Here is a 22,670-nt window from a genome sequence, read left to right as displayed (position 1 = left end):
CCCTCGCCCGGCCGCCACGAGGGCACGTCGGAGCAAAGGACGTCACCGCAGGCTGAAGCAGCGCAACCCGCTGCTCAGCCTGCTGGTCGAGATGAGCACCGTGACGGTGCTCGCGCTTGTCATCACAGTGGTCCTGCGGCTGTTCGTCGCGGAGGCGTTCTACGTCCCGTCGGAGTCGATGTACGACACCTTGACGAAGGACGACCGGATCCTCGCCGAGAAGATCAGCTACCTGCACCGGGACGTCGACCGCGGTGACATCATCGTGTTCAAGGACCCGGGCAACTGGCTGAACGAGGCGGAGCCCCAGCCCGGCACGCTGCGCCGGGTCGGTGAGTTCGTCGGCATCCTGCCGCGCAGCGGTGAGGGTCACCTGGTGAAACGGGTGATCGGGATCGGCGGCGACCGGGTGATCTGCTGCAACAAGCAGGGGCAGATCACCGTCAACGGGATCCCGCTGGACGAGCGGGAGTACCTGCTGAAGGACGCGAAGCCGTCGGAGCAGCCCTTCAACGTGCTGGTGCCGGCCGGTCACCTGTGGGTGATGGGTGACAACCGCGCCGAATCCGCCGACTCCCGTGCCCATATGGGCGGCCCCGGAGGCGGATTCGTGCCGGTCGAGAACGTGGTTGGCCGGGCCTGTTGCGTAATCTGGCCGTCTGACCGGATGACGATGCTGCGTCCTCCGGAAACCTTCAAGAAGCCGGGGCTGAAGAAGTGACCGATACACCGACCAAGACGGACTCCAAACCCGCCCACCGCTCGGGCTTCGCGGCAGCAGCCCGTGAGTTCGTGCTGATCGTGGTCGGGGCCCTGATCGTCTCGTCGATCCTGCGGGCGTTCGTCGGGCAGATGTTCATCATCCCGAGCGAGTCGATGGAGAACACGCTGCTGGTCGGTGACCGGGTCGTGGTGGAGAAGCTCACCGACGTCAAGCGCGGTGACGTGGTCGTGTTCGAGGACCCGGGCGGCTGGCTCGGGCCGGAGGAGAGCGGCCAGAAGCGCGGTTCGGTCGGCCGGTTCTTCGAGATCGTTGGCCTGCTGCCGGACTCCAGCCACGGTCACCTGATCAAGCGCCTGATCGGCATGCCGGGCGACAAGGTCGCGTGCTGCGACTCCAAGGGCCGCCTGCTGGTCAACGGTCAGCCGCTCGACGAGACGAAGTACCTGTATCCCGGGGATGCCCCGTCCCAGATGGAGTTCCAGGTCACCGTCCCGGCCGGCCGGATCTTCGTGATGGGCGACCACCGGTCCGCCTCCGGGGACTCCCGGGTGCATCTGCAGGACGTCGACGCCAACGGTGGCAACCAGGGCGATGCGGCTTTCGTGCCGCTCGACAAGGTCACCGGGCGGGCGATCGCGATCGTCTGGCCGGCGGGACGCTGGAGCAAACTCGGCGTACCCGACACGTTCAAGGCGGTGCCGGTCCCTGGCCCGGCGCCGGACAAACCTTCGATATCCCTCACACCACCACCTAAGTAAATTCCTGTCACCTCTGGTGCCTAGGCTGGGTCGTGTGATGCGGAGGGCTGAATGAGCGCGTTGCCGCGCGGGAGCACGGTACGGCGAGACGCCGGACTGTACGGGTACGAGCGTGCCCTGCGCCGCGTCGGCCTGGACCCGATCGCGGGCGTCGACGAGGCCGGTCGCGGGCCGTGTGCCGGGCCGTTGGTGGCAGCCGCGGTCATCCTGCCGGAGGGCAAGCGGGGCCAGATCCCGGAGCTGGCCGACTCCAAGCTGCTGACCGCGAAGGCCCGGGACCGGTGCTACGAGGAGATCCGCAAGCGTGCGCTGGCCTGGTCGGTGGTCTCGATCGAGGCCGCCGAGTGTGATCGGCTCGGCATGCACGTGGCGAACGTGGAGGCGCTCCGCCGGGCACTGTTCCGCCTCGACGTGCGCCCGTCGTACGTGCTGACCGACGGCTTCGGGGTCGACGGTCTCGGCGTACCGGGGCTGGCGATCTGGAAGGGCGACCGCGTGGCGGCTTGCATCGCCGCCGCGTCCGTGATCGCCAAGGTGACCCGGGACCGGGTCATGCAGCACTGGGACACCGTGTACCCGCAGTACGGGTTCGCGATCCACAAGGGGTACTGCACCCCCGAGCACCAGGCGGCACTGGACGAATACGGCCCGTGCCCACAACATCGACGGCGGTTCGAGAATGTCCGCCGCAGTCTGCGGCCCGATATGGGACAGAATGTGACCAGTCCCACCGGAGTGGAGAGCCAGGCATATGAGCGCTGACGACCTCGAGAAGTACGAAACCGATATGGAGCTACAGCTCTATCGGGAGTACAAGGACGTCGTCGGGATCTTCAAGTACGTCGTGGAGACCGAACGGCGCTTCTATCTGTGCAACGCGGTCGACCTGAAGGTCCGCACCGAGGGCGGCGACGTCTACTTCGAGGTGACGATGGCCGACGCGTGGGTCTGGGACGTCTACCGTTCGGCCCGCTTCGTGAAGAACGCCAAGGTCGTCACCTTCCGCGACGTCAACATCGAAGAGCTCGCCAAGTCCGACCTGGAAGTCCCGAAGGACTCCGACTTCGGCCGCTGAGCCCCTGGTTGTCCACAGGCGGAAAGTGAGGCCCGTTTTCGACGGCTGATCCCGGCATGTTCTCTGCCGGAGGTGGTCATCGATGCGGACCAGGAACACCGTCGGACGGTACGGCGAAGATCTCGCCGCGAGGTATCTCAGCACGCACGGTTTCGCCGTGCTCGAGCGCAACTGGCGCTGCGAGCTCGGCGAGATCGACATCGTGGCGCGCGAAGGCGACACCCTCGTCGTCTGTGAGGTGAAGACCCGGCGCGGGCTCAACTACGGCAGCCCGCTGGAGTCGATCACCTACCGGAAGCTGGCCACCCTCCGGAAGCTGGCGGGTCGCTGGCTGCAGACCCATCAGCTCAGACCGGCGGCGATCCGGATCGACGTCCTCGCCGTCCTGTTCGACCACAACACGCCACCCACCGTGGACCACGTGCGAGGTGTGGCCTGATGCCGCTCGCACAGACCTGGTCGGTCGCGCTGGTCGGCCTGGAGGGCCACCTCGTCGAGGTGGAGGCCGACATCGCCCAAGGCCTGCCGAAGACGACCCTGATCGGTCTTCCCGACACGTCCCTGTCCGAAGCCCGCGACCGCGTCCGCGCCGCTGTGGTGAACAGCGGCGAGCGATTCCCCGACCGCAAGGTCACCATCGGCCTCTCACCCGCGACCCTGCCCAAGACGGGATCGCACTATGACGTCGCCATCGCACTGAGCTTGCTGACGGCAGCAGGTGCTGTCGACCCGAGCGCTCTCCGCCGGACGGCGATCATCGGCGAGCTAGGTCTGGACGGCCGCATCCGCGAGGTCCGCGGCGCCCTCGCCATGACCCTGGCCGCCTCCCGGGCCGGCTTCGACCGCATCGTCGTCCCGGACCTGAACGTCGGCGAAGCACGCCTGGTCCCCGGCATCGAGGTGTACGGCGCACGCTCGCTGCGGCAGGTTCTCGCTCTGCTCCGTGGGGTGGAGATGCCCGACGAAGCGCCGCCGCGCGCCGAGCCGCGCCTGGTGTCGGAGTCGCTGACCCGGGTTCCGTCGGTCGACCTCGACGACGTCATCGGCCAGCGGGAAGGGCGCCGCGCCATCGAGGTCGCAGCCGCCGGCGGCCATCACCTCTTCCTCCACGGGCCGCCGGGCTCCGGCAAGACGATGCTCGCCGAGCGCCTGGCCGGTCTGATGCCCGACCTGAGCACCGACGACTCGCTCGAGGTGTCGGCGGTCCATTCACTCGCCGGGCTGCTCACCAACGACGCCGAGCTCGTCGTGCGGCCGCCGTTCATCGCACCGCATCACACGGCGTCCTTGGTCAGCCTCGTCGGCGGCGGGTCGGGCGTCCCGAGGCCTGGTGCGATCAGCTGCGCGCACCGCGGCGTCTTGTTCATCGACGAGGCGCCTGAGATGCATCCGCTCACGCTCGACACACTGCGCCAGCCACTCGAGTCCGGATTCGTCGAGGTCCATCGGGCGGCCGCGGTCGCGAAGTTCCCGGCCCGCTTCATGCTCGTCCTGGCCGCCAACCCGTGCCCGTGCGGCCTCTCCGGCACCAATCAGGGCATCTGCAGCTGCACACCTCAGATCCTGGCCCGCTACCGTCAACGGATCAGCGGCCCGATCAAAGACCGTCTGGACATCCAACGCCAGATCCTCCCGGCGGCTCGTAGGATCACTGACGGCGAGCCGGTCGAGTCGACCGCCGTCGTTGCCGAGCGCGTGCAGCTCGCCCGTGACCGCCAGGCCCATCGCTACCGAGGCGCCGCCTGGATTCTGAACAGCCAGGTTCCGGGACCCATCCTTCGCCGCGACCATCCCTTGGATGCCGCCAGCAACAAGCTCCTCGAAGACCACTACGCGGCCGGCCGCCTCACCGCCCGGGGGTTCGACCGCGTGGTCCGACTGGCCTGGACCCTCGCCGACCTGGCCGGTGCGGGCATTCCGACCGTCGAGCTCACCCATGAAGCCTTCCAGCTCCGCGCCGGCGAACCGTTGGCGCAGCTGTCCGACCTCCGCTCTCTCAAAGGACACGCCTGATGACGAACTACGCACTGACGATCGATGCCGTCGGCTCCGGGGGCGGCTCGGGCGGGGACGAGCTGATTGCCGGCGGCAACGGCGATCGGGAACGCCTCGCCCGCGCCGGCTTGTCCCGCGTCGTCGAGCCGGGCGACATCGCCGCCCTGAAGGCTTTCGACGGCATGCCCGCCCTGGAGATCTGGGACCGCCTCCGGCAGCGGTCACGCGGCCTGGAGCGCTGGTCGACCCGCCTGGCCGAGGTCGACCCGCAACGAGATCTTGAGCGGGCCGCGGCCGCCGGCGCCCGGTTTATCATCCCGGGCGACGACGAATGGCCCGACGCGGTGGACGTTCTGGCCGATGCCGGGCAGCTGAGCCGGCGCGCCGGTGCCCCGTTCGGCCTTTGGGTCCGCGGTCGGGCGCATCTCCGGCACGCGTTGAAGCGTTCCGCATCGCTCGTCGGCGCCCGCGCCTGCTCGTCGTACGGCGAACACGTTGCAGCCGAGCTCTCCGCCGGCCTCGCCGACACCGGCGTGACCGTGGTGTCCGGTGGCGCGTTCGGCATCGACGCGGCGGCTCATCGCGGCGCGATCGCTGCCTCCGGTCTGACGATCGCGTTCCTCGCCTGCGGCGTCGACGTCAGCTACCCGAAACGGAACTCAGCCTTGCTCAGCCGCATCGCCGAAGACGGTCTTGTCGTTGCCGAGCTCCCACCTGGCTGCTCACCGACCAAGCTCCGCTTCCTCGCCCGCAACCGGCTCATCGCCGCGTCGACCCAAGGCACGGTCGTCATCGAGGCCGCGATCCGCAGCGGCGCCCTCAACACCGCCGGCTGGGCCGAGCAGTGCGGCCGCGCCGTCCTCGCCGTGCCCGGCCCTGTCACGTCCCGCATGTCCGCCGGCAGTCACCTGCTCGTCCGCGAGCGCAACGCCGTACTGGCCACCAGCGTCGCCGACATCGTCGAGGCAATCTCACCCTTCGGCGCCGGCCTCACCCGCTCCCAACGCGCCCCGGAAACCCTCGCCGACACCCTCGACGCCGACCTCCAACGCACCCTGGACGCCGTCCCCGTCAACCACCCTGCCCCGGCCACTCGCATAGCCGTCACGGCAGGCCTGGATCTCCCCACCACCGAACAATCCCTAGAAGCCCTAGCCGCCCTCACCCTAATAACTCAAACCCCCACAGGCTGGCGCCTATCACCAACCAGCCCGCCACAATCGCCCACATAGCCGCCACCCGCAGGGCCTGGACCTGACAGGCCAAGCCGAGCCTCCAGCGGCGCTGTGGCTGCGGCTAGTTGCGCATGTGTTTGCCGCGGGTGGGTTTTTGCGGTTGCTGGCCAGGCGGGGTGCGGATGGCGCGGAGCTCGGGCGGGCGGTCCTGGTCGGCGCGGATGGCTTGCAGGCCGCCGGTGCCGGGATCGGTGTCGCCGAGGTCGAAGTCCCAGCTGTCCTCGTTCGCGAGGCGGCTGTGCCAGCGGCCGTAGAGGCCGTAGATCGCGATCCCGATGACCATCCAGACGCCGAACTTGGTCCACGTGCTCGTCTTCAGGTTGAGCATCAGCCACACGGTTGCGGCGAGCGACAGCAATGGGATCAACGGAACCATCGGCACCCGGAAGCCGCGCTCCAGGTTGGGCTCCGAGCGACGCAACGTGAGTACGCCGACCGCACAGAACGCGAAGCAGAACAAGGCGCCGATGACCAGCAGTTCCTCGAGCTCGAGGACCTTCGGATAGAGCGTGAGCGCCAGCGCGGCGAGACCTGCGAAGCCCGCGGCGCGGGCGGGGGAGGAGTACACCCGGCTGACCCGACCGAGGCTCTTCGGCAGCAGGCCGTCACGGCCCATGTTGAACAGGACTCGACTCTGCGCGATGAGGACCACCATGATCACCGTCATCAACGCGAGCAACGCGCCTAGGTTGACCACCTTCGCAGCCCAGCCGACGCCGACCGCGGCGAGCGCCTCGGAGACGGGCGCGGCTCCACCGAGCTTGCCGTACGGGCGCATGCCGACCAGGACGACCGCCATCGCGATGTACAGGATCGTCACGGCGCCGACGCCGAGCAGCATCCCTTGCGGGACAGTCTTGCGCGGGCTGCGGGCGTCTTCCGACGCGGTCGCGATCAGGTCGAAGCCGATGTAGGCAAAGACGATCGTGCTCGCGGCCGTGAAGATGCCCATCGTCCCGAACGAACCGAACGACGAGTCCAGGATCCAGCCCAGCAACGTCGGACTCGCGGTCGCAGGCGCGGCCCTGGCCGGCGGCACGAACGGGTGGTAGTTCGCCATGTTGATGTGCGCGGCGCCGACGATCACCACCAGCAGGATCACGGCCACCTTCGCGATCACGACCACGGTCAGCACCCGGGACGACAACTTGGTGCCGGTCACGATCAGCGCGGTCAGGACAAGCAGCAGCAACGGGGCAACGAGGTTCAGCTTGGCCTCGGGACCGAAGAACTGCGCGACGCCGGCGGGCAGTGTCACTCCGAATCCGTCCAATGTGGCCAGGAAGTACGCCGACCACACGCGTGCGACGATCGCCGCCGCGGTGACGAGTTCAAGTACGAGCGCCCAGCCGACCAACCAGGCCCACATCTCCCCGAACGTCACGTAGCTGAAGGTGTACGCGCTACCGGAGACAGGGATCGTGGAGGACAGCTCGGCGTAACAGGCCGCGGCCAGCAGACAGACGATCGCGGCGATCACGAACGACAGGATCACTGCCGGTCCGGCGACATTGGCCGCCTGGACGCCGCTGATGCTGAAGATGCCAGAGCCGATCATCACGCCCAGGCCGAGAACGACCAGGTCGCGACGACCGAACAAGCGCGGCAGACGATGCCGCGCGTCCTCGACTCGAGTGAACGCCGACTCGACCGGCAGGCGCCGGCCTACGGTCTGTCCGTTCGCTGAGGGGGCCATGGTCAGGGGTGCCTCCGTTGCTACTAGGGCAATCGGGCCGAACAGTAGTCGACCGTCGGGCTATCGACCAGCCCTCCTCTCGTCGGTCTCCGCGCGGTGGCTTGCGATGCCGGGCCGGCTCACGCATCGTCGAGACATGACGCCGGACGATGTCAGTGGAAACCCTTCCTGGCCGGAAGGTTTCACTCAGTTACTGGCTGACTACGAACGGCATCTGACGGCGGAGAGAGACCTCAGCACTCACTCGGTCAGAGCCTACATCGGGGATGTCGCGGATTTACTCGAACATTTGATTCGGCTTGGTCACGATGATCTTGCCGGGCTGGACATCCGGGGGCTGCGGTCGTGGCTGGCCAAACAGCAAAGTCTGGGGAAATCCCGCAGCACAATGGCTCGCCGGGCGACGGCCGCAAGGGTGTTCACGGCGTGGGCGCAGCGGACCGGGCGAATCGGTACGGATCCGGGAGCATTGCTGGCCAGCCCGAAACCGCACAAGAGTTTGCCGGGCGTGCTCGGGCAGGCGGACACGCGAGCCGTGCTCGACGCGGCCGCTGTCGCTGCGGACGACGGAAGTCCGATCGGGCTGCGTGACCTCGCGATCATGGAACTCCTGTATGCGACCGGAATCCGCGTCGGTGAGCTGTGTGCGCTCGACGTCGACGACATCGACCGGTCACGTCGCGTCGTCCGCGTGTTCGGCAAAGGCCGGAAGGAGCGGTCGGTCCCGTACGGCGTACCGGCCGGGGAAGCCCTCGAGCGGTGGCTGGCCGAGGCGCGACCGAAGCTGGCGCGCGAGGGGAGCGGTCCGGCCGTCTTCCTCGGCGCCCGTGGCGGCCGGATCGATCAACGAGCGGTACGGCGGATGGTGCACGCGCGGATGGCGGTCGTCGATGCACCGGATCTGGCACCTCACGGCCTGCGGCACACGGCGGCCACGCACCTCCTCGAAGGCGGCGCGGACCTTCGCAGCGTCCAGGAGTTGCTCGGCCATGCCTCCTTGGCAACGACGCAGATCTACACCCACGTCTCCAGCGACCGCCTCCGAAAGGCCTACCAACAAGCCCATCCACGAGCCTGACCAGCACACCGGCCCGGGAGTCGAGCGGCTCGGACGGACTGGCTTGGACTCGCTTGGATTGGCTCTGTGTGCGGGGGATGCGGCGCGTGGGTGGTGGAATGCGGCAGACTGCGGGACATGCGGGTTTCGGCGAAGTCTGACTATGCGTTGCGAGCTCTGATCGAGATCACCCAGCGATGGGTGGCCAACGATCCTTCGGTGGTGTCGGCCGAGGAGCTCAGCCGGGCGCAGGGCATTCCGCACGGCTTCCTGCAGGGCATCCTCGCCGACCTGCGCCGGGCCGGTGTGCTGTCCAGCCAGCGTGGGCAGTCGGGCGGGTGGCGGCTGGCCGTCGACCCGAACGAGATCTCGGTCGCCGACGTGATGCGCGCGGTCGACGGGCCGATCGTGAGTATCTCCGGCGTCCGGCCGGAAAGTGTGTCCTACAACGAGCAAGCGGTGGTCCTCCAACGTGTCTGGATCGCGGCGCGCGCCAGCCTGCGGGACGTGCTCGAGAACACGACCCTGATCGACCTCGCCAAGAACAAACTCCCGGCCGGCGTCGAACGCCGCTCCCGCGACGAAGACGCCTGGCAAGCCCGAGTCCCCGGCAGCTGACCGGCACGTTCCATCAGGCATGCGCCAGGCCCGGAGCAGCAGGTCAGGTGCATTGGGTCATCTGCGGTGGCGGCTAGTCGCGTCTGATGAGGAAGCCGGCGGTCAGGGTTAGGGCTCCTGTGGCTGCGATGAGGAGTTTGGCGGTTCGCTGGTTGGTGTCCGGGCGGGCGAGGGAGGCGTTCGTGGCGCGGGCTGTCGGTGGTGGGGACGGCGGGGATGGGGCGGTGGCTGCGGGCTGAAGCTGCTGGTTGGTGAGTGGGAGTAGGCGGACGGGGCGGTTGGGGACGAGGGTCAAGGGGTTGAGGTACTGGTTGCCTTGGAGTAGGCCCCAGTGCAGGCAGGTTCGGGGTTGGCAGTGCGAGCCGGCGGCGGAGAGGTGGCCGATGACGGTGCCGGTTTGGACGGTGGTGCCGACCGGGACCGCGGGGACGACTGGTTCGTACGTCGTACGGCGGGGGCCGGTGGTGATCGTGATGACGCCGCGGCCGGCCAGCGGACCGGCGTACGTGATCGTGCCGGGGGTGGCGGCGAGGACGGGCTGGCCGGGGCGGCCGGCGAGGTCGATGCCGCGGTGGCCGGACAGCCAGGGTTTCGCGGGCAGTTCGAAGCCGCGCAGCACCTCAGGGCGAGGCTGGAGCGGCCAGTCCGAGGCGACGAGGCCAGGCGCGGAGGCAGCCGGGCCGGCAGCGGCGATGCTGACGGCGGTCGCGGTGGGGGCGGGAGTGGCGGTGAGGGGTAGGGCGGCGAGGGAGAATAGGGCGAGAGGCATGCCTGGGAAGATGCCGTTGCCGGGGACGGTTCTGGGCGGTCGCCCGCGCGATTGTGGATAACCCGGGCCGGTTCGCGTTGCCCGCGGCTGGTCACGTACACTTCCGGTGGCGCCCCATGTAACTGGGGCGACTTCGCATGCCCGCACAAACTGTGACGATCCTCGGTCCCGGAGCTACTTCGGGTGGGTCGGCGCGACGGGCATCAGGCACGGTGCACCAACCGGTGCGTCGTGAGACAACCGAGAGACGCGCGGACCCGGAAGAGCACCCGGGGAAGCGTGACAGGAGACCTACACAGTCATGGCCGTCGTAACCATGAAGCAGCTGCTCGAGAGCGGCGTGCACTTCGGGCACCAGACCCGGCGCTGGAACCCGAAGATGAAGCGCTACATCCTCACCGAGCGCAACGGCATCTACATCATCGACCTGCAGCAGTCGCTGTCCTACATCGACCGCGCGTACGAGTTCGTCCGCAGCACGGTCGCGTCGGGCGGGGCGATCCTGTTCGTCGGCACCAAGAAGCAGGCCCAGGAAGCGATCGCCGAGCAGGCGACCCGGGTCGGCATGCCCTACGTGAACCAGCGCTGGCTGGGCGGCATGCTCACCAACTTCCAGACCGTGAACAAGCGGCTCCAGCGCCTGAAGGAGCTGGAGCTGATCGACTTCGACGACGTCGCCGCCTCCGGTGTCACCAAGAAGGAGCTGCTGCAGAAGCGTCGCGAGCACGACAAGCTGCTCAAGACCCTCGGCGGCATCCGCGACATGGCCCGGGTTCCGGCCGCCGTGTGGATCGTGGACACCAAGAAGGAGCACCTCGCGGTCGACGAGGCGCGCAAGCTGAAGCTGCCGATCATCGGCATCCTGGACACCAACTGCGACCCGGACGAGGTCGACTACCCGATCCCGGGGAACGACGACGCGATCCGCTCGGTCGGCCTGCTCACGCGGGTCGTCGCCGACGCCGTCGCCGACGGTCTGATGGGCCGCTCGGGCCAGGGCGCTGCCGCCTCCGGTGAGGAGCTGGGCCAGGAGGAGCCGCTGGCCGCCTGGGAGCGCGAGCTGCTGGAGAGCCAGAACGGCACCGCCAAGTCCGCCGACGCGAAGACCGACGCGAAGACCGAGGAGAAGGCCGCCGAGGCCGCCCCGGCCGCTGACGTCCTGACCGAGCCGGTCGCGACCGACGCCGTGATCGAGGCCGCGCCGGAGACCACCGAGGCCGCCGCCGAGGTCAAGGCTGAGGAGGTCGAGGCCGAGGTCAAGGCTGAGGAGACCGAGGTCAAGGCCGAGGAGACCCCGAAGGCCGACGAGGCCTGACAGCCGTGGATGCCGCCCGGTCCCGCCGGGCGGCACCCCGCTGCGCCGCATGGTCCGCCACCGGGCCTGCTCCGCCCATCCAGCCGCATCGACAAGACGAGAGAACGAGGAATGGCGAACTACACCGCCGCTGACGTGAAGAAGCTCCGCGACACCACCGGCGCGGGCATGATGGACGCGAAGAAGGCGCTCGAGGCGACCGACGGCGACTTCGAGAAGGCGATCGAGGAGCTGCGCATCAAGGGCGCGGCCAAGGCGCAGAAGCGTGGCGCCGAGCGGTCCGCCACCAACGGCCTGGTGGCCGCGGCGGAGAACGCGCTGGTCCAGCTCAACTGCGAGACCGACTTCGTCGCCAAGAACGAGCAGTTCCAGCAGCTCGCCGCCGACATCGTCGCGCACGCCTCGGCGAGCAAGGTCGGCGACGTCGAGGGCCTGCTGACCGAGAAGCTGACCGACGGCAAGTCGGTCGCCGAGAACATCGAGGCCCTGGCCGCCGTCATCGGCGAGAAGCTGGAGCTCGGCAAGGTGGCCGTCTTCGACGGCAAGGTGACCGCGTACATGCACAAGCGTGCCGCGGACCTGCCGGCCCAGGTCGGCGTGCTGGTCGAGTTCGAGGGCGACAACGTCGAGGCCGCCCGTGGCGCCGCCATGCAGGCCGCCGCGATGCGCCCGCTGTACACCACCCGCGACGAGGTCCCGGCCGAGACGGTCGAGAACGAGAAGCGGATCGCCGAGGCGACCGCCCGCGAGGAGGGCAAGCCGGAAGGCGCCCTGCCGAAGATCGTCGAGGGCCGGGTGAACGGCTTCTTCAAGGACGTCGTACTGCTCGAGCAGCCGTCGGTGACCGAGAACAAGAAGTCCGTGAAGGCCGTGCTCGACGAGGCCGGTGTGACCGTGAAGCGGTTCGCCCGCTTCGAGGTCGGCGCCTGATCCCGCGAAGGATCTGAACGGACAGCAACGAACGAGGAGGCCGGAATCGTGACGGAAACCCTGGGTACCGAGACGAATCCGGCCTCTTCGCCGTTCGCCCCGGCCTACCACCGGGTGCTGCTGAAGCTGTCGGGTGAGGTGTTCGGCGGCGGCAAGCTCGGCGTCGATCCCGACGTCGTGAACTCGATCGCCAAGCAGATCGCCGACGTGGCCCGGGCCGGTGTCCAGGTCGCCGTGGTGGTCGGCGGCGGCAACTTCTTCCGCGGCGCCGAGCTGCAGCAGCGCGGCATGGAGCGGAACCGGGCCGACTACATGGGCATGCTCGGCACCGTGATGAACTGCCTGGCCCTGCAGGACTTCCTGGAGAAGCTCGGTATCGAGACCCGGGTGCAGACCGCGATCACGATGGGCCAGGTCGCCGAGCCGTACATCCCGCGCAAGGCCGAGCGGCACCTGGAGAAGGGCCGCGTGGTCATCTTCGGCGCCGGTTCCGGCATGCCGTACTTCTCCACCGACACCGTCGCCGCCCAGCGCGCGCTGGAGGTCGGCGCCGAGGCGCTGCTGATGGGCAAACAGGGTGTGGACGGCGTCTACGACTCCGACCCGAAGAAGAACCCGGACGCGGTCAAGTTCGACCAGTTGTCGTACGACGACTTCCTGGCCCGCGGCCTGCGGGTGGCCGACGCCACCGCGATCAGCCTGGCCCGTGACAACGCCTTGCCGATCGTCATCTTCGGCCTCGAAGAGGGCAACATCGCCCGGGTGATCCACGGCGAGAAGATCGGCACGGTCGTCTCCCGGGGGCAATAACCCGGCGTACGGCGGTGTACCACTAGGATCGGGTGTCACAAGGCGCAGTAGGAGTGGCCGCATCGACGCGGCCCAGAGGAAGCGAGGAATGTCGTGATCGACGAAGCTCTCCGCGAAGCCGAGCAGAAGATGGCGAAGGCCGTGGAGGTCGCGAAGGACGACTTCGCCGCGATCCGCACCGGCCGGGCGCACCCGCAGATGTTCGCGGGCATCCTGGCCGACTACTACGGCAGCCCGACGCCGCTCCAGCAGCTCGCCGGTTTCCAGGTCCCGGAGCCCCGGACCGTTCTGATCTCGCCGTACGACAAGGGTGCGATGGCGGCGATCGAGAAGGCGATCCGCGACTCGGACCTGGGGGTGAACCCGGGCAACGACGGCGCGGTGATCCGGGTGACGATGCCGCAGCTGACCGAGGAGCGGCGCAAGGAGTACATCAAGGTCGCCAAGACCAAGGGCGAGGAAGCCAAGGTCTCGGTGCGCAACATCCGCCGGCACGCCATGGACCAGGTGCACAAGACGGTCAAGGACGGCGATGCGGGCGAGGACGAAGGCAAGAGTGCTGAGAAGCGGCTCGACGGGTTGACGAAGAAGTACGTCGACTCGATCGACGACCTGCTCAAGCACAAGGAAGCCGAACTGCTCGAGGTGTGATGGGCGTCGACAGCACGCCCGCGGCGAGTCCCAGCCCGAGCCGTGCCGGGCGTAATCTGCCCGCGGCCATCGCGGTCGGAGTCGGGCTCGGCGCACTGATCCTCGGATCGCTGTACTGGCAGAAGGTCCTGTTCACCGTCCTGGTGCTGGTCGTGGTCCTGGTGGCCGTCGACGAGATGATCAAGGCGCTGCGCACCGGCGGCGCCGCGATCCCGCGGATCCCGATGTTCGCCGGCACGACCGCGATGCTGACATCGGCGTACTTCGGTGGGCCGATGGCGCTCCTGGTCGCGCTCGCGCTCACGGTGCTGGCGACCATCTTCTGGCGGATGCCGGGCGGTTCGGTCGGATTCGTTCGCGATGTCAGCGCCGGCGTCTTCCTGATCGGCTATGTGCCGTTGCTGGCCGGGTTCGCCATCCTGCTGGTCCAGCCGGACGCGGACGGCCCGGGGCGGGTGGTGACCTTCTTCCTGGTGGTGGTTGCCAGCGACGTCGGCGGCTACGTGGCCGGCGTGCTGTTCGGCAAGCATCCGATGGCGCCGACGATCAGCCCGAAGAAGTCCTGGGAGGGCTTCGCCGGTTCGGCTCTCGCCTGTGTCGGGGCGGGGATCGCCGGGGTCGTCTGGCTGCTCGACGGGCATTGGTGGGTCGGTGCGATCGTCGGTGCGGTCGCCGTGCTGACCGCGACGGTCGGCGATCTCGGCGAGTCGATGATCAAGCGCGACCTCGGTATCAAGGACATGTCGAACCTGCTGCCCGGCCACGGCGGTGTGATGGACCGGTTGGACTCGCTGCTCGCGACCGCGCCCATCGTCTGGCTGGTGCTGCATCTCCTGGTGAAGGGGTGAGGCCATGACGACCGCACCGGACGGACGGTCGCTGGTCGGCGACGTCGTACGGCTGGATCGGCTGCAGGACGCCGACATCGACGAGTTGTACGCCGCGATCGCCAACGAGCAGGTGTACGCCGGCGGCTTCGCCGGCGGGCCTGGTGCGATGCCGGCCAGCGTGGAGGAGATGCGCGCGAAGTGGATCCCGGCAGCGGCCAAGCGGTTCGCGTACGTCGTCCGGTTGGTTGCCGACGGCACGGTTGTCGGTACGTCGAGCCTCGCCGACGTCGACCTGGTCAACGAGCGGATCCACCTCGGCTACACCGGCTACGCGCCCGCCGTGTGGGGAACCGCGGTCAACCCGGCGGCCAAGCTGTTGCTGCTCGAGCACGCCTTCGAGGTCTGCGGATTCGGCCGTGTGAAGATCCAGACCGGCTCCAAGAACACCCGCTCGCAGGCGGCGATCGCCAAGCTCGGCGCGACCCGCGAGGGCGTACTGCGGCGGCACCAGCGGATGGCCGACGGCTCGTTCCGCGACACCGTGGTGTTCTCGATCCTGGCCGACGAATGGCCGGATGTGCGGAAGCGGCTGGAGGACCGGATCAGCCGATGAGCTTCGCCAGTGAGGCGAGGAGATCGTCCCGGTCGTAAGTGTTGGTCGTGATCAGGACCTCGTCGGCGGCAGTGCGCTGCACGAGGGCCTCGAGAGCGGCCTGCACCTCGTCCGAGGTTCCGTAGTACTGGCCGCGCAGCGCGTTCTCGAAGAACTCTTGCTCCCGCGCGGTCATGTCCACCGGCACATCGGGCTGCAGCGGCGGGAAGACGCCGCGAGTCCGTGAGTACGCGCTGGCCCATGCCTCCGGCAACAACAGCCGCCGGGCCGCCTCGGTGGTGTCGCCGACCGCAGCGGTGACGGCGAGAACGACGTACGGCTCAGCGGCCCACACTGATGGCTGGAAGGTCGTTCGGTACTGCTCGACAAGCTCCTCAGCGTCCGGGCGGGCAGCCAGCACCACAGGCAGGCCAAGCGATGCAGCGATCGCAGCGCCTTCACCGACGGCAAGAATGAACGGTGGGATGTGTAGGCCCTCGCCTGGGCGGGCGTGCACGTCGGAGGTGCCGGCGAGATAGCCAAGGAGTTCCTGGACTTGTGCGGTGAAGTCGTCGGCAGCGTCCTTCTCGACGCCGAGCGCGCGCCGTACCCCGTTGGTGAAGCCGACCGAGCGGCCGAGACCCATGTCGATGCGGCCCGGGTACAACGACTCCAGTACGCCGAACTGCTCCGCCACCACGAGCGGCTGGTGGTTCGGCAGCATCACTCCACCGGTGCCGACTCGGATCTGCGAAGTGCGAGCGGCAACAGCCGCAGCCAGGACGGTCGGCGCCGAACCGACCACTCCAGGAACACTGTGATGCTCCGACACCCAGAAACGCTTGTAACCAAGGTCTTCCACCTGCCGGGCGAACTCCACCGTCGCCCGCAGCGTCTCCGGCTCCGTCTCGCCGGCACGCGTCCGAGAACGGTCCAGGACTGACAGTGGGACGGAGAGCATGTTCAGTCCAACGGGTACGCCGGAGCCGTCATTCCCCGAGCAGCAGCCGCAGATCGTCCCGGAAGCGCTCCGACGACGCCAGGGGAGCGAGGAACTCCCGCTCGACGTCCAGCCGGATCCGCTCCGCCGCCTCATAAGTCGACTGACCGAGCGACGTCAGTACGACGACATTCCGCCGCCGGTCCTCCGGACTGCGCCGGCGCTCGACGAACCCACGATCCTCGAGCCCGTCCAGCAGGTCACCGATCGACGTGCGGTCCACCCGCAGCCGGGCCGCGACCTCGAGCTGGGACAGCGGCTCGCCGGACACGATCGCGGCCAGGACGGCCAGATCGCGGCCGTTCAGAGCGTGCGGCGCCAGCGCCTTGGTCTGAGCCTCGGTCAGCTCCGCCAGGACGTGTTTCAGCAGGTACCCCAGCCGGTCGGACGCCATAGGCCAAATCTACCGGGCAACTGATCGTCAGTCGCACTGATCATCAGTTATCCTGACGATTATGGAACTGACGTTCGGTCTGAAGACCACCCCGATGCACGTCCCGTACGCCGACATCCGCCGCGTCTGGCTCGAGGCGGACGAAATCCCGCAGATCCGCGACGCGTGGCTGTGGGACCACTTCCTCCCGCTCCGCGACCCGAAGGACGGCGACGTCCTCGAAGGCTGGACCCTGCTGACCGCACTCGCCGCGCAGACCAGCCGCCTCCGCCTCGGTCTGCTCGTCACCAGCAACCGGGTTCGGCCGCCGGCCGTCCTCGGGAAGATCGCGAGCACGCTGGACGTGATCTCCGGCGGCCGCCTGATCATGGGCCTCGGCGCCGGCGGCACCCACCAGCCGGCCGGCCTCAGCGGTATCGCCGGCCCGAATCCGGCGCTCGAGGAGTACGCCGCCTACGGGTTGACGCTCGTGCCGCCGGGGGAGGGGATCGACCGGCTCCGCGAGACGATCGAGATCCTGCGCCGGATGTGGACCGAGGACGAGTTCGACTTCCACGGCCGGTACTACACGCTCGAGCGCAACCGCAACACGCCCAAGCCGATCCAGCCCGCGGGTCCGCCACTGCTGATCGGCGGCTGGGGCAACCGGATGCTCCGGCTGGTCGCGGAGTACGCCGACGTGTGGAACATCAGCGGCCCGCCGCACACCGATTTCGACACCCTCGCCGATCGGGTACGGCGGCTGGACGCGGAGTGCGCCCGGATCGGCCGTGACCCGTCGACGCTCAGCCGGTCGTTGCAGCAGATCGTCTCGTACGACGAACCGGCCGGGACGCGCGCGATCGTGCAACGGGCGGTCGGCCTGGGGTTCGATCACATCGTGCTCTCGCTGCCGCGCCCGTACCCGGAGAACGCCGTGCGCTGGCTGGTGCGGGAGATCATCGAGCCCGTGGAGCAGGCCGCCGCCTGACCTTTTCACCAGGCTGGAAAGGGTCGGTGATTTTTTCACCATGCGACAGCTTCTTGTGCCAGTATCAAACGCAGGACGATCCGCCCCGGTCGTCCATCGCGTGTGAGGAGCTGACATGACCCCCACGACGAAGTTCAAGGCCGCCCTGTGCGGTCTCGCCCTGATTGCCGCCGCCGCCCTCCCGATGGCCGCGGCCCCCGCCACCGCCGCCGCACCCCCGACCATGTCGGCCGAGGTGGCCGCGGCAACCAAACCGGTACCGAAGCTCGGCTACTCGACGCAGACCGTCAGGACGCTGAACATCGACTTCCAGTACCAGCAGACCGGCTACTGGTGCGGCCCGGCCGCGACCCGGATCGCGCTCTCGGCCCGGATCTCGCCGCCGAGTCAGCAGCAGCTTGCGAACGAGCTGCCGACCACGACCAACGGCACCGACTGGATCGGCCAGGTCACCCGGGTCCTCAACAACCACCTGGGCACCGGCTGGTACGAGACGAAGGAGATGCCCAACGACCCGCCCACCCAGGCGCAGCGTGACCTGCTCTGGCGGGACGTCGTCCTCGACATCAACAACAACTACCCGATCGTCGCGAACATCGTTGCCCCGGCCAGCAACCACCCGCCGGGCTACCCGAACTACACGATCTACCACTACTTCACGGTGATCGGGTACGACGACAGCGACCAGACCGTACTGATCGCGGACCCGGCCGGGTTCGCCCCGACCGCGACGTACTGGCTGACCTTCAACCAGCTCGCCACCCTCATCCCACCGAAGGGCTACTCGGCTTGAGGCCGGCTCTCGTCACGGCGATACCTTGGTCGCCGTGACGAGAGAGCCGCGGTTGGAGATCGAGTACTGCACGCAGTGCCGGTGGTTGATGCGGGCGGCGTGGACGGCGCAGGAGTTGCTGACCACCTTTCCGCAGGAGCTGGGTGAGGTCGCGCTGGTCCCCGGGACGGGCGGAGTGTTCGACGTGAGTCTGGACGGCGAGCTGCTGTGGTCGCGGAAGGCCGAGGGTGGGTTCGCGGAGATTCCGTTGCTGAAGCAGATGGTGCGGGACCGGATCGCCCCCGACCGCAAGCTCGGGCACTCCGATCGCAAGCCCACGGGTGACGCGGGTCATGGGATGTGAATTTGTGAATCGTTGCGCGGGCTTGCGACAATAGGTCGGTTATGACTACCTCCCTTCCGCTTGTGTTCGATGAGCCGCGCCGCGCGAAGAAGCCGCCGCGGCATCTGGCCGACCTCACCGGGGAGGAACGCCGTACGGCGGTGACCGCGCTGGGTGAGCCCGCGTTCCGGGCCCAGCAGCTGTCCAACCACTACTTCTCCCGGCTGGTGTCCGACCCGGCCGAGATGACCGACCTGCCGGCCGCGACCCGCGACAAGCTGGTCGCGGACCTGATGCCGCCGCTGCTGACCCGGGTCCGGGACCTCGAGTGCGACAACGGGGAGACCCGCAAGACGCTGTGGAAGCTGCTCGACGGTTCGCTGGTCGAGTCGGTCCTGATGCGGTATCCGGGCCGCGTGACGATGTGTGTGTCGTCGCAGGCGGGATGCGGGATGGCGTGCCCGTTCTGCGCGACCGGTCAGGGCGGCCTGACGCGCAACATGTCGACCGCGGAGATCGTCGAGCAGGTCGTCGACGGCGCGCGGGCGCTGGCGCGCGGCGAGGTCGCGGGCGGGCCCGGGCGGGTCAGCAACATCGTGTTCATGGGCATGGGCGAGCCGATGGCCAACTACAAGGCCGTGATGGGCGCGGTCCGCCGGTTCACCGACCCGTCGCCGGAGGGCCTGGGGATCTCGGCCCGTGGTGTGACGGTGTCGACGGTCGGCCTGGTGCCGCGGATCAACCAGCTCGCGACCGAGGGGATCCCGGTCACGCTCGCGCTGTCGCTGCACGCGCCGGACGACGAGCTGCGCGACGAGCTGGTGCCGATCAACAACCGCTGGAAGGTCGACGAGGTGCTCGACGCGGCCTGGGGCTACGCGCGGCAGACCAAGCGCCGCGTCTCGATCGAGTACGCGATGATCCGCGACATCAACGACCACGCGTGGCGGGCGGACCTGCTCGCGGAGAAGCTGAACGCGCGCGGCGACTGGGGCTGGGTGCACGTCAACCTGATCCCGCTGAACCCGACGCCCGGCTCGAAGTGGACCGCCTCCGACCCGGCCGACGAGCGCGAGTTCGTCCGCCGCCTCGAGGCCGCCGGCATCCCCACCACCGTCCGCGACACCCGCGGCCAGGAGATCGACGGCGCCTGCGGCCAACTCGCCGCCGCGAGCAAGTGATCGAGCCGGCGGACTTCACCCGCGTCCGCTGGCGCGAGGGTTACGCGCCGGAGGAGGTCGACGCCTTCATCGATCGCCTGGTCGCGACCGTCGACGGACGCCCGATCAGCAAGCCGGTGACGCCGGACGAGATCCGGAACGTCACCTTCAGCACCGTGCGGCTGCGCTGGGGGTACGCCGTACCCGAGGTGGACGAGTTCCTCGACATCGCCGCCGGCTGGCTCACCAAGCGCTAGGCCGTCGTCAGGACCTTCGCCAGGGCGATGGGCTGGGAGAACATCGGCCAATGCCCCGTCGGGAGCTCGACGAGGTCCCAGTGTGGTGACTTGAGCTGCTCGGCCACGTCGGACGACGGTGTCGCGCCGTCCATCAGGCACTTGAGGTACGTCGTGGGCAGCTCGCCGATCGGGCGGACCAGGTGAGCCGGCTCGGTGATGGCGCGGCCGGGATGCGGCGTACCGCGCTCGAGGATCAGCGCGATCGCCTCGTCGGAGAGGTCCTGGCCGACGTAATCCTCGGCGGTGAGCGGCGGCCAGTAGCCACCGGACGACTCCAGCTGGTCCCGGACCCACGCCTGTCCCTCCGCCGACCAGCCGTCGACGAACGACTTCCCGTCGGTCGGGATGTTCGAGTCGACGTACACGACCCGCCGCAGCCGATCGCCGATCCGCCCGGCCGCCTGACCGACCGGCACCCCGGAGTAGCTGTGCCCCACCAGCACGACGTCCCGCAGGTCCTGCGACTCGATCACGGCCACGATGTCGTCGACATGCTGCTGCTGGCCGGCAGCTTCGTCCCGCCGCTCAGCCAGCCCGCTCAACGTCACCGGATAAACGTCGTGCCCCTCGGCCCGCAGTACGGCGGCCACCTCGTCCCAAGCCCACGCACCCAGCCAAGCCCCCGGCACCAACACGAAATTCGTCATGCCGCGCACGTTAAACCCCGGCGCCGACAATCCACGGGCGATGGGATGATCGGGGGGTGAAGATCCTTTCGATTCAGTCGGCGGTTGCTTACGGGCATGTGGGGAACTCGGCAGCTGTGTTTCCGTTGCAGCGGATCGGTGTGGAGGTGCTGCCGGTCTACACGGTGAACTTCTCGAATCACACCGGCTACGGAGCTTGGCGTGGGCCGATGATCAGCCCGGACGACGTGCGCGAGGTTCTGCTGGGGATCGAGGAACGCGGAGTCCTGCCGCAGATCGACGTGGTCCTGTCCGGGTACCAGGGCGGCGAAGGGATCGCCGATGTGATTCTGGAGACCGTGCAGCGGGTGAAGGCGGCCAATCCGGCGGCGGTGTACTCATGCGACCCGGTGATGGGGAACGCGAAGTCCGGGTGCTTCGTCGCTCCGGCCATCCCGGTGCTGCTGCGCGACCGCGTGGTTCCGGCAGCCGACATCATCACGCCCAACCAGTTCGAGCTGGGCTTCCTGACCGGCACCGAGCCGGACACGCTGGAGTCCACGCTGGCGTCGGTGGAGCTGGTGCGCGCAACCGGTCCGCGCACGGTGCTCGTCACCAGCGTGGAGCGCCCGGACCGCGAGGACGGCACGATCGAGATGCTGGCGGTCGACGACAGCGGCGCGTGGCTCGTGCAGACGCCGTACATCCCTATGAAGGCGAACGGCTCGGGCGACGTGACCGCGGCACTCTTCACGGCGCACTACCGCCGTACGGGAGATCTCGCGGAGTCGCTCGCGCGGACCACCTCCAGCGTGTTCGATCTGCTCTCGCGCACCCATGAGTCGGGGGAGCGCGAGTTGCAGCTCGTCGAGTCGCAGGACGCGTACGCCAATCCGCAGCTGCAGTTCAAGCCCCAGCGAGTCAGCTGATCAGACTGGCGGCCTCGTCGATGGTGTCGACCAAATGGAGTGGCATGGGGTGCTCCGCCGCCAGGCACTGCAGTAGAGGCCAGACGGGCAGCTGAGTGGTCCAGTAGTCGGTGCCTACCAGGATCAGCGGGATCTGCGTCGCCGGGTCGCCGTAGTAGTTGGGTGTGACGGCCTGGAAGATCTCCTGGACGGTGCCGGCGGCGCCGGTCAGGTAGACGATGCCGCCGCGGGCGCGGCCGAGCAGGACGTCTTCACGCTGGGCGTTGGAGAAGTACTTCGCGATCGAGCCGGCGAACACGTTCGGCGGCTCGTGGCCGTAGAACCAGGTGGGGATGGACACGCCGCCGTCGCCCGGATACCGGGACCGCACGGCAAGGCCCACGGACGCCCAGGCGCCGATGGACGGGCGGAACGACGGTACGGCGGCCAGTTCCGCGACAGCGCTCTCCAGCGCAGCATCGTCGTACGCCGCCAGCGATGCGCCGAGGTTGGCGGCTTCCATCGCTCCCGGACCACCTCCGGTCACGACGGTCCGGCCCGCGCGGGTGAGCGTGCGTCCGAGGAGCACGGCTGCGCGGTAGTTGGCGTCGCCCCGCAGTACGCCGTGGCCGCCCATCACGCCGACCCAGCGCTTGTCGTTAGGCAGCTCGGTGAGCGCATCGGCGATGGCGTGGTCGTGGAGCGCCGCGGCGAGGGTGCGGCTGGTGTCGTCCTTCTCCTCGCGCTGGCGGGACCAGGCGTAGATCTGGGCGTCCGGAGTGGCGTCGTACCCGTGTTCCAGGCCGGCGTACAGCTCGTCGGCGTCGTACAGCCGGCCGCGGTACGCGTCGAACGGCAGCTCCGGGATCGCCGGGAACACCAGCCCGCCGCCGTCACGGACCCAGGCGTCGGCCTTCTCCTCCAGCGCACAGCCGAGGAACACCGAGCCCATCGGCTTCAGCCCGAGCAGGTCCGCCGTACGCCGGGTCAGGTCCACCGACTGCACCCGCCAGCCGGCCATCGCGGTGGCCCCCGCACCGATCAGGCGGTCGAACTGGTCCACGGACTCGACGTCCACATGCGGAATGCTCGGCAATGTCACGGAGAGCACCCTAGCGGCGATAGACGTGCACTATGAGTTGA

27 protein-coding genes are annotated in these 22,670 nt (G+C 68.7%); 21 read left to right on the top strand and 6 right to left on the bottom strand.

Annotated features, from left to right (window positions below; translation table 11 throughout):
• The first annotated feature begins 91 nt into the window (after positions 1-91).
• From lepB (OHA18_RS00470) to dprA, 7 genes are all read left to right on the top strand, one after another.
• Complete coding sequence (lepB, locus tag OHA18_RS00470) at positions 92-721, top strand: signal peptidase I (protein WP_329001393.1); 630 nt, start codon at positions 92-94, stop codon at positions 719-721.
• On the top strand, positions 718-1,482 hold the full coding sequence (gene lepB, locus OHA18_RS00465) for a signal peptidase I (RefSeq protein ID WP_329001391.1): 765 nt from the start codon (positions 718-720) through the stop codon (positions 1,480-1,482). Before lepB (OHA18_RS00470) ends, lepB (OHA18_RS00465) begins: the two co-directional genes overlap by 4 nt.
• Positions 1,483-1,533: 51 nt before the next feature.
• Positions 1,534-2,244 carry a ribonuclease HII gene (locus OHA18_RS00460; RefSeq protein WP_329001390.1) on the top strand — a complete coding sequence of 237 codons (711 nt, stop codon included), beginning with the start codon at positions 1,534-1,536 and terminating at the stop codon, positions 2,242-2,244.
• The gene (locus tag OHA18_RS00455; protein WP_012922325.1) at positions 2,234-2,557 is read left to right on the top strand and encodes a DUF2469 domain-containing protein; all 324 of its coding nucleotides are present in this window, start codon (positions 2,234-2,236) and stop codon (positions 2,555-2,557) included. The genes OHA18_RS00460 and OHA18_RS00455 overlap by 11 nt, the downstream gene beginning before the upstream one ends.
• Positions 2,558-2,639: 82 nt before the next feature.
• Complete coding sequence (locus OHA18_RS00450; RefSeq protein WP_329001379.1) at positions 2,640-2,996, top strand: YraN family protein; 357 nt, start codon at positions 2,640-2,642, stop codon at positions 2,994-2,996.
• Positions 2,996-4,570 carry a YifB family Mg chelatase-like AAA ATPase gene (locus tag OHA18_RS00445; protein WP_329001378.1) on the top strand — a complete coding sequence of 525 codons (1,575 nt, stop codon included), beginning with the start codon at positions 2,996-2,998 and terminating at the stop codon, positions 4,568-4,570. Before OHA18_RS00450 ends, OHA18_RS00445 begins: the two co-directional genes overlap by 1 nt.
• Positions 4,570-5,784: a DNA-processing protein DprA gene (gene dprA / locus OHA18_RS00440; protein ID WP_329001377.1), complete on the top strand. Its 1,215-nt coding sequence runs from the start codon at positions 4,570-4,572 to the stop codon at positions 5,782-5,784. The genes OHA18_RS00445 and dprA overlap by 1 nt, the downstream gene beginning before the upstream one ends.
• Before the next feature lie 64 nt (positions 5,785-5,848).
• Here the strand turns inward: dprA and OHA18_RS00435 are convergent, their stop codons facing one another.
• Entirely contained in the window at positions 5,849-7,483 is a 1,635-nt protein-coding gene (locus OHA18_RS00435) for an APC family permease (protein ID WP_329001376.1), read from the bottom strand.
• A gap of 136 nt (positions 7,484-7,619) precedes the next feature.
• Between OHA18_RS00435 and OHA18_RS00430 the strand changes: the two genes are divergently transcribed.
• Together OHA18_RS00430 and OHA18_RS00425 are read left to right on the top strand one after the other, a co-directional pair.
• Complete coding sequence (locus OHA18_RS00430; RefSeq protein WP_329001374.1) at positions 7,620-8,561, top strand: tyrosine recombinase XerC; 942 nt, start codon at positions 7,620-7,622, stop codon at positions 8,559-8,561.
• 117 nt (positions 8,562-8,678) lie between these two features.
• Positions 8,679-9,158: an RrF2 family transcriptional regulator gene (locus OHA18_RS00425; RefSeq protein ID WP_329001372.1), complete on the top strand. Its 480-nt coding sequence runs from the start codon at positions 8,679-8,681 to the stop codon at positions 9,156-9,158.
• Between the two features lie 73 nt (positions 9,159-9,231).
• Here OHA18_RS00425 and OHA18_RS00420 read toward each other — a convergent pair whose 3' ends face one another.
• The gene (locus OHA18_RS00420; RefSeq protein ID WP_329001371.1) at positions 9,232-9,927 is read right to left on the bottom strand and encodes a M23 family metallopeptidase; all 696 of its coding nucleotides are present in this window, start codon (positions 9,925-9,927) and stop codon (positions 9,232-9,234) included.
• A 301-nt stretch (positions 9,928-10,228) separates the two neighbouring features.
• On the opposite strand from OHA18_RS00420, the gene rpsB reads away from it, so the two are divergent.
• From rpsB to OHA18_RS00390, 6 genes are all read left to right on the top strand, one after another.
• Positions 10,229-11,242: a 30S ribosomal protein S2 gene (rpsB, locus tag OHA18_RS00415; RefSeq protein WP_329001370.1), complete on the top strand. Its 1,014-nt coding sequence runs from the start codon at positions 10,229-10,231 to the stop codon at positions 11,240-11,242.
• A 111-nt stretch (positions 11,243-11,353) separates the two neighbouring features.
• Positions 11,354-12,172 (top strand): translation elongation factor Ts, encoded by an 819-nt coding sequence (tsf, locus tag OHA18_RS00410; protein ID WP_329001369.1) that lies wholly within the window; start codon positions 11,354-11,356, stop codon positions 12,170-12,172.
• A 48-nt stretch (positions 12,173-12,220) separates the two neighbouring features.
• Positions 12,221-12,982 carry a UMP kinase gene (gene pyrH / locus OHA18_RS00405; RefSeq protein WP_233715185.1) on the top strand — a complete coding sequence of 254 codons (762 nt, stop codon included), beginning with the start codon at positions 12,221-12,223 and terminating at the stop codon, positions 12,980-12,982.
• A gap of 96 nt (positions 12,983-13,078) precedes the next feature.
• Positions 13,079-13,633 carry a ribosome recycling factor gene (frr, locus tag OHA18_RS00400; protein ID WP_442914404.1) on the top strand — a complete coding sequence of 185 codons (555 nt, stop codon included), beginning with the start codon at positions 13,079-13,081 and terminating at the stop codon, positions 13,631-13,633.
• Positions 13,633-14,481, top strand: a complete 849-nt coding sequence (locus OHA18_RS00395; protein WP_329001365.1) for a phosphatidate cytidylyltransferase — start codon at positions 13,633-13,635, stop codon at positions 14,479-14,481. The genes frr and OHA18_RS00395 overlap by 1 nt, the downstream gene beginning before the upstream one ends.
• A gap of 4 nt (positions 14,482-14,485) precedes the next feature.
• A complete protein-coding gene (locus OHA18_RS00390) occupies positions 14,486-15,076 on the top strand; it encodes a GNAT family N-acetyltransferase (protein ID WP_329001363.1) in 591 nt (196 codons plus the stop codon).
• On the opposite strand, the gene OHA18_RS00385 is transcribed toward OHA18_RS00390, so the two are convergent.
• Both OHA18_RS00385 and OHA18_RS00380 read right to left on the bottom strand, forming a co-directional pair.
• The gene (locus OHA18_RS00385) at positions 15,066-16,016 is read right to left on the bottom strand and encodes an LLM class flavin-dependent oxidoreductase (RefSeq protein WP_329001361.1); all 951 of its coding nucleotides are present in this window, start codon (positions 16,014-16,016) and stop codon (positions 15,066-15,068) included. The genes OHA18_RS00390 and OHA18_RS00385 overlap by 11 nt on opposite strands.
• A gap of 28 nt (positions 16,017-16,044) precedes the next feature.
• Positions 16,045-16,449: a MarR family winged helix-turn-helix transcriptional regulator gene (locus OHA18_RS00380; RefSeq protein ID WP_329001359.1), complete on the bottom strand. Its 405-nt coding sequence runs from the start codon at positions 16,447-16,449 to the stop codon at positions 16,045-16,047.
• 61 nt (positions 16,450-16,510) lie between these two features.
• Between OHA18_RS00380 and OHA18_RS00375 the strand changes: the two genes are divergently transcribed.
• The 5 genes from OHA18_RS00375 to OHA18_RS00355 all read left to right on the top strand — a co-directional run bounded on the left by OHA18_RS00375 (position 16,511) and on the right by OHA18_RS00355 (position 19,951).
• A complete protein-coding gene (locus OHA18_RS00375; RefSeq protein WP_329001357.1) occupies positions 16,511-17,419 on the top strand; it encodes an LLM class flavin-dependent oxidoreductase in 909 nt (302 codons plus the stop codon).
• 115 nt (positions 17,420-17,534) lie between these two features.
• Positions 17,535-18,212 carry a C39 family peptidase gene (locus OHA18_RS00370; protein WP_329001356.1) on the top strand — a complete coding sequence of 226 codons (678 nt, stop codon included), beginning with the start codon at positions 17,535-17,537 and terminating at the stop codon, positions 18,210-18,212.
• 34 nt (positions 18,213-18,246) lie between these two features.
• On the top strand, positions 18,247-18,555 hold the full coding sequence (locus tag OHA18_RS00365; RefSeq protein ID WP_134124409.1) for a SelT/SelW/SelH family protein: 309 nt from the start codon (positions 18,247-18,249) through the stop codon (positions 18,553-18,555).
• Between the two features lie 41 nt (positions 18,556-18,596).
• Entirely contained in the window at positions 18,597-19,715 is a 1,119-nt protein-coding gene (gene rlmN, locus OHA18_RS00360) for a 23S rRNA (adenine(2503)-C(2))-methyltransferase RlmN (protein WP_329001355.1), read from the top strand.
• Complete coding sequence (locus OHA18_RS00355; RefSeq protein WP_329001354.1) at positions 19,712-19,951, top strand: DivIVA domain-containing protein; 240 nt, start codon at positions 19,712-19,714, stop codon at positions 19,949-19,951. The genes rlmN and OHA18_RS00355 overlap by 4 nt, the downstream gene beginning before the upstream one ends.
• Here OHA18_RS00355 and OHA18_RS00350 read toward each other — a convergent pair.
• A complete protein-coding gene (locus OHA18_RS00350) occupies positions 19,948-20,640 on the bottom strand; it encodes an alpha/beta fold hydrolase (RefSeq protein ID WP_329001353.1) in 693 nt (230 codons plus the stop codon). The genes OHA18_RS00355 and OHA18_RS00350 overlap by 4 nt on opposite strands.
• Before the next feature lie 56 nt (positions 20,641-20,696).
• Between OHA18_RS00350 and pdxY the strand changes: the two genes are divergently transcribed.
• A complete protein-coding gene (gene pdxY, locus OHA18_RS00345) occupies positions 20,697-21,548 on the top strand; it encodes a pyridoxal kinase PdxY (protein ID WP_329001352.1) in 852 nt (283 codons plus the stop codon).
• Here pdxY and OHA18_RS00340 read toward each other — a convergent pair.
• Complete coding sequence (locus tag OHA18_RS00340) at positions 21,541-22,629, bottom strand: LOG family protein (RefSeq protein WP_329001351.1); 1,089 nt, start codon at positions 22,627-22,629, stop codon at positions 21,541-21,543. The two genes, pdxY and OHA18_RS00340, sit on opposite strands and share 8 nt — an antisense overlap.
• Positions 22,630-22,670 lie beyond the last annotated feature (41 nt).

It is taken from the genome of Kribbella sp. NBC_00709, from assembly GCF_036226565.1.
Classification (GTDB): domain Bacteria; phylum Actinomycetota; class Actinomycetes; order Propionibacteriales; family Kribbellaceae; genus Kribbella.
This window is presented reverse-complemented; position numbering and strand designations above follow the sequence as displayed.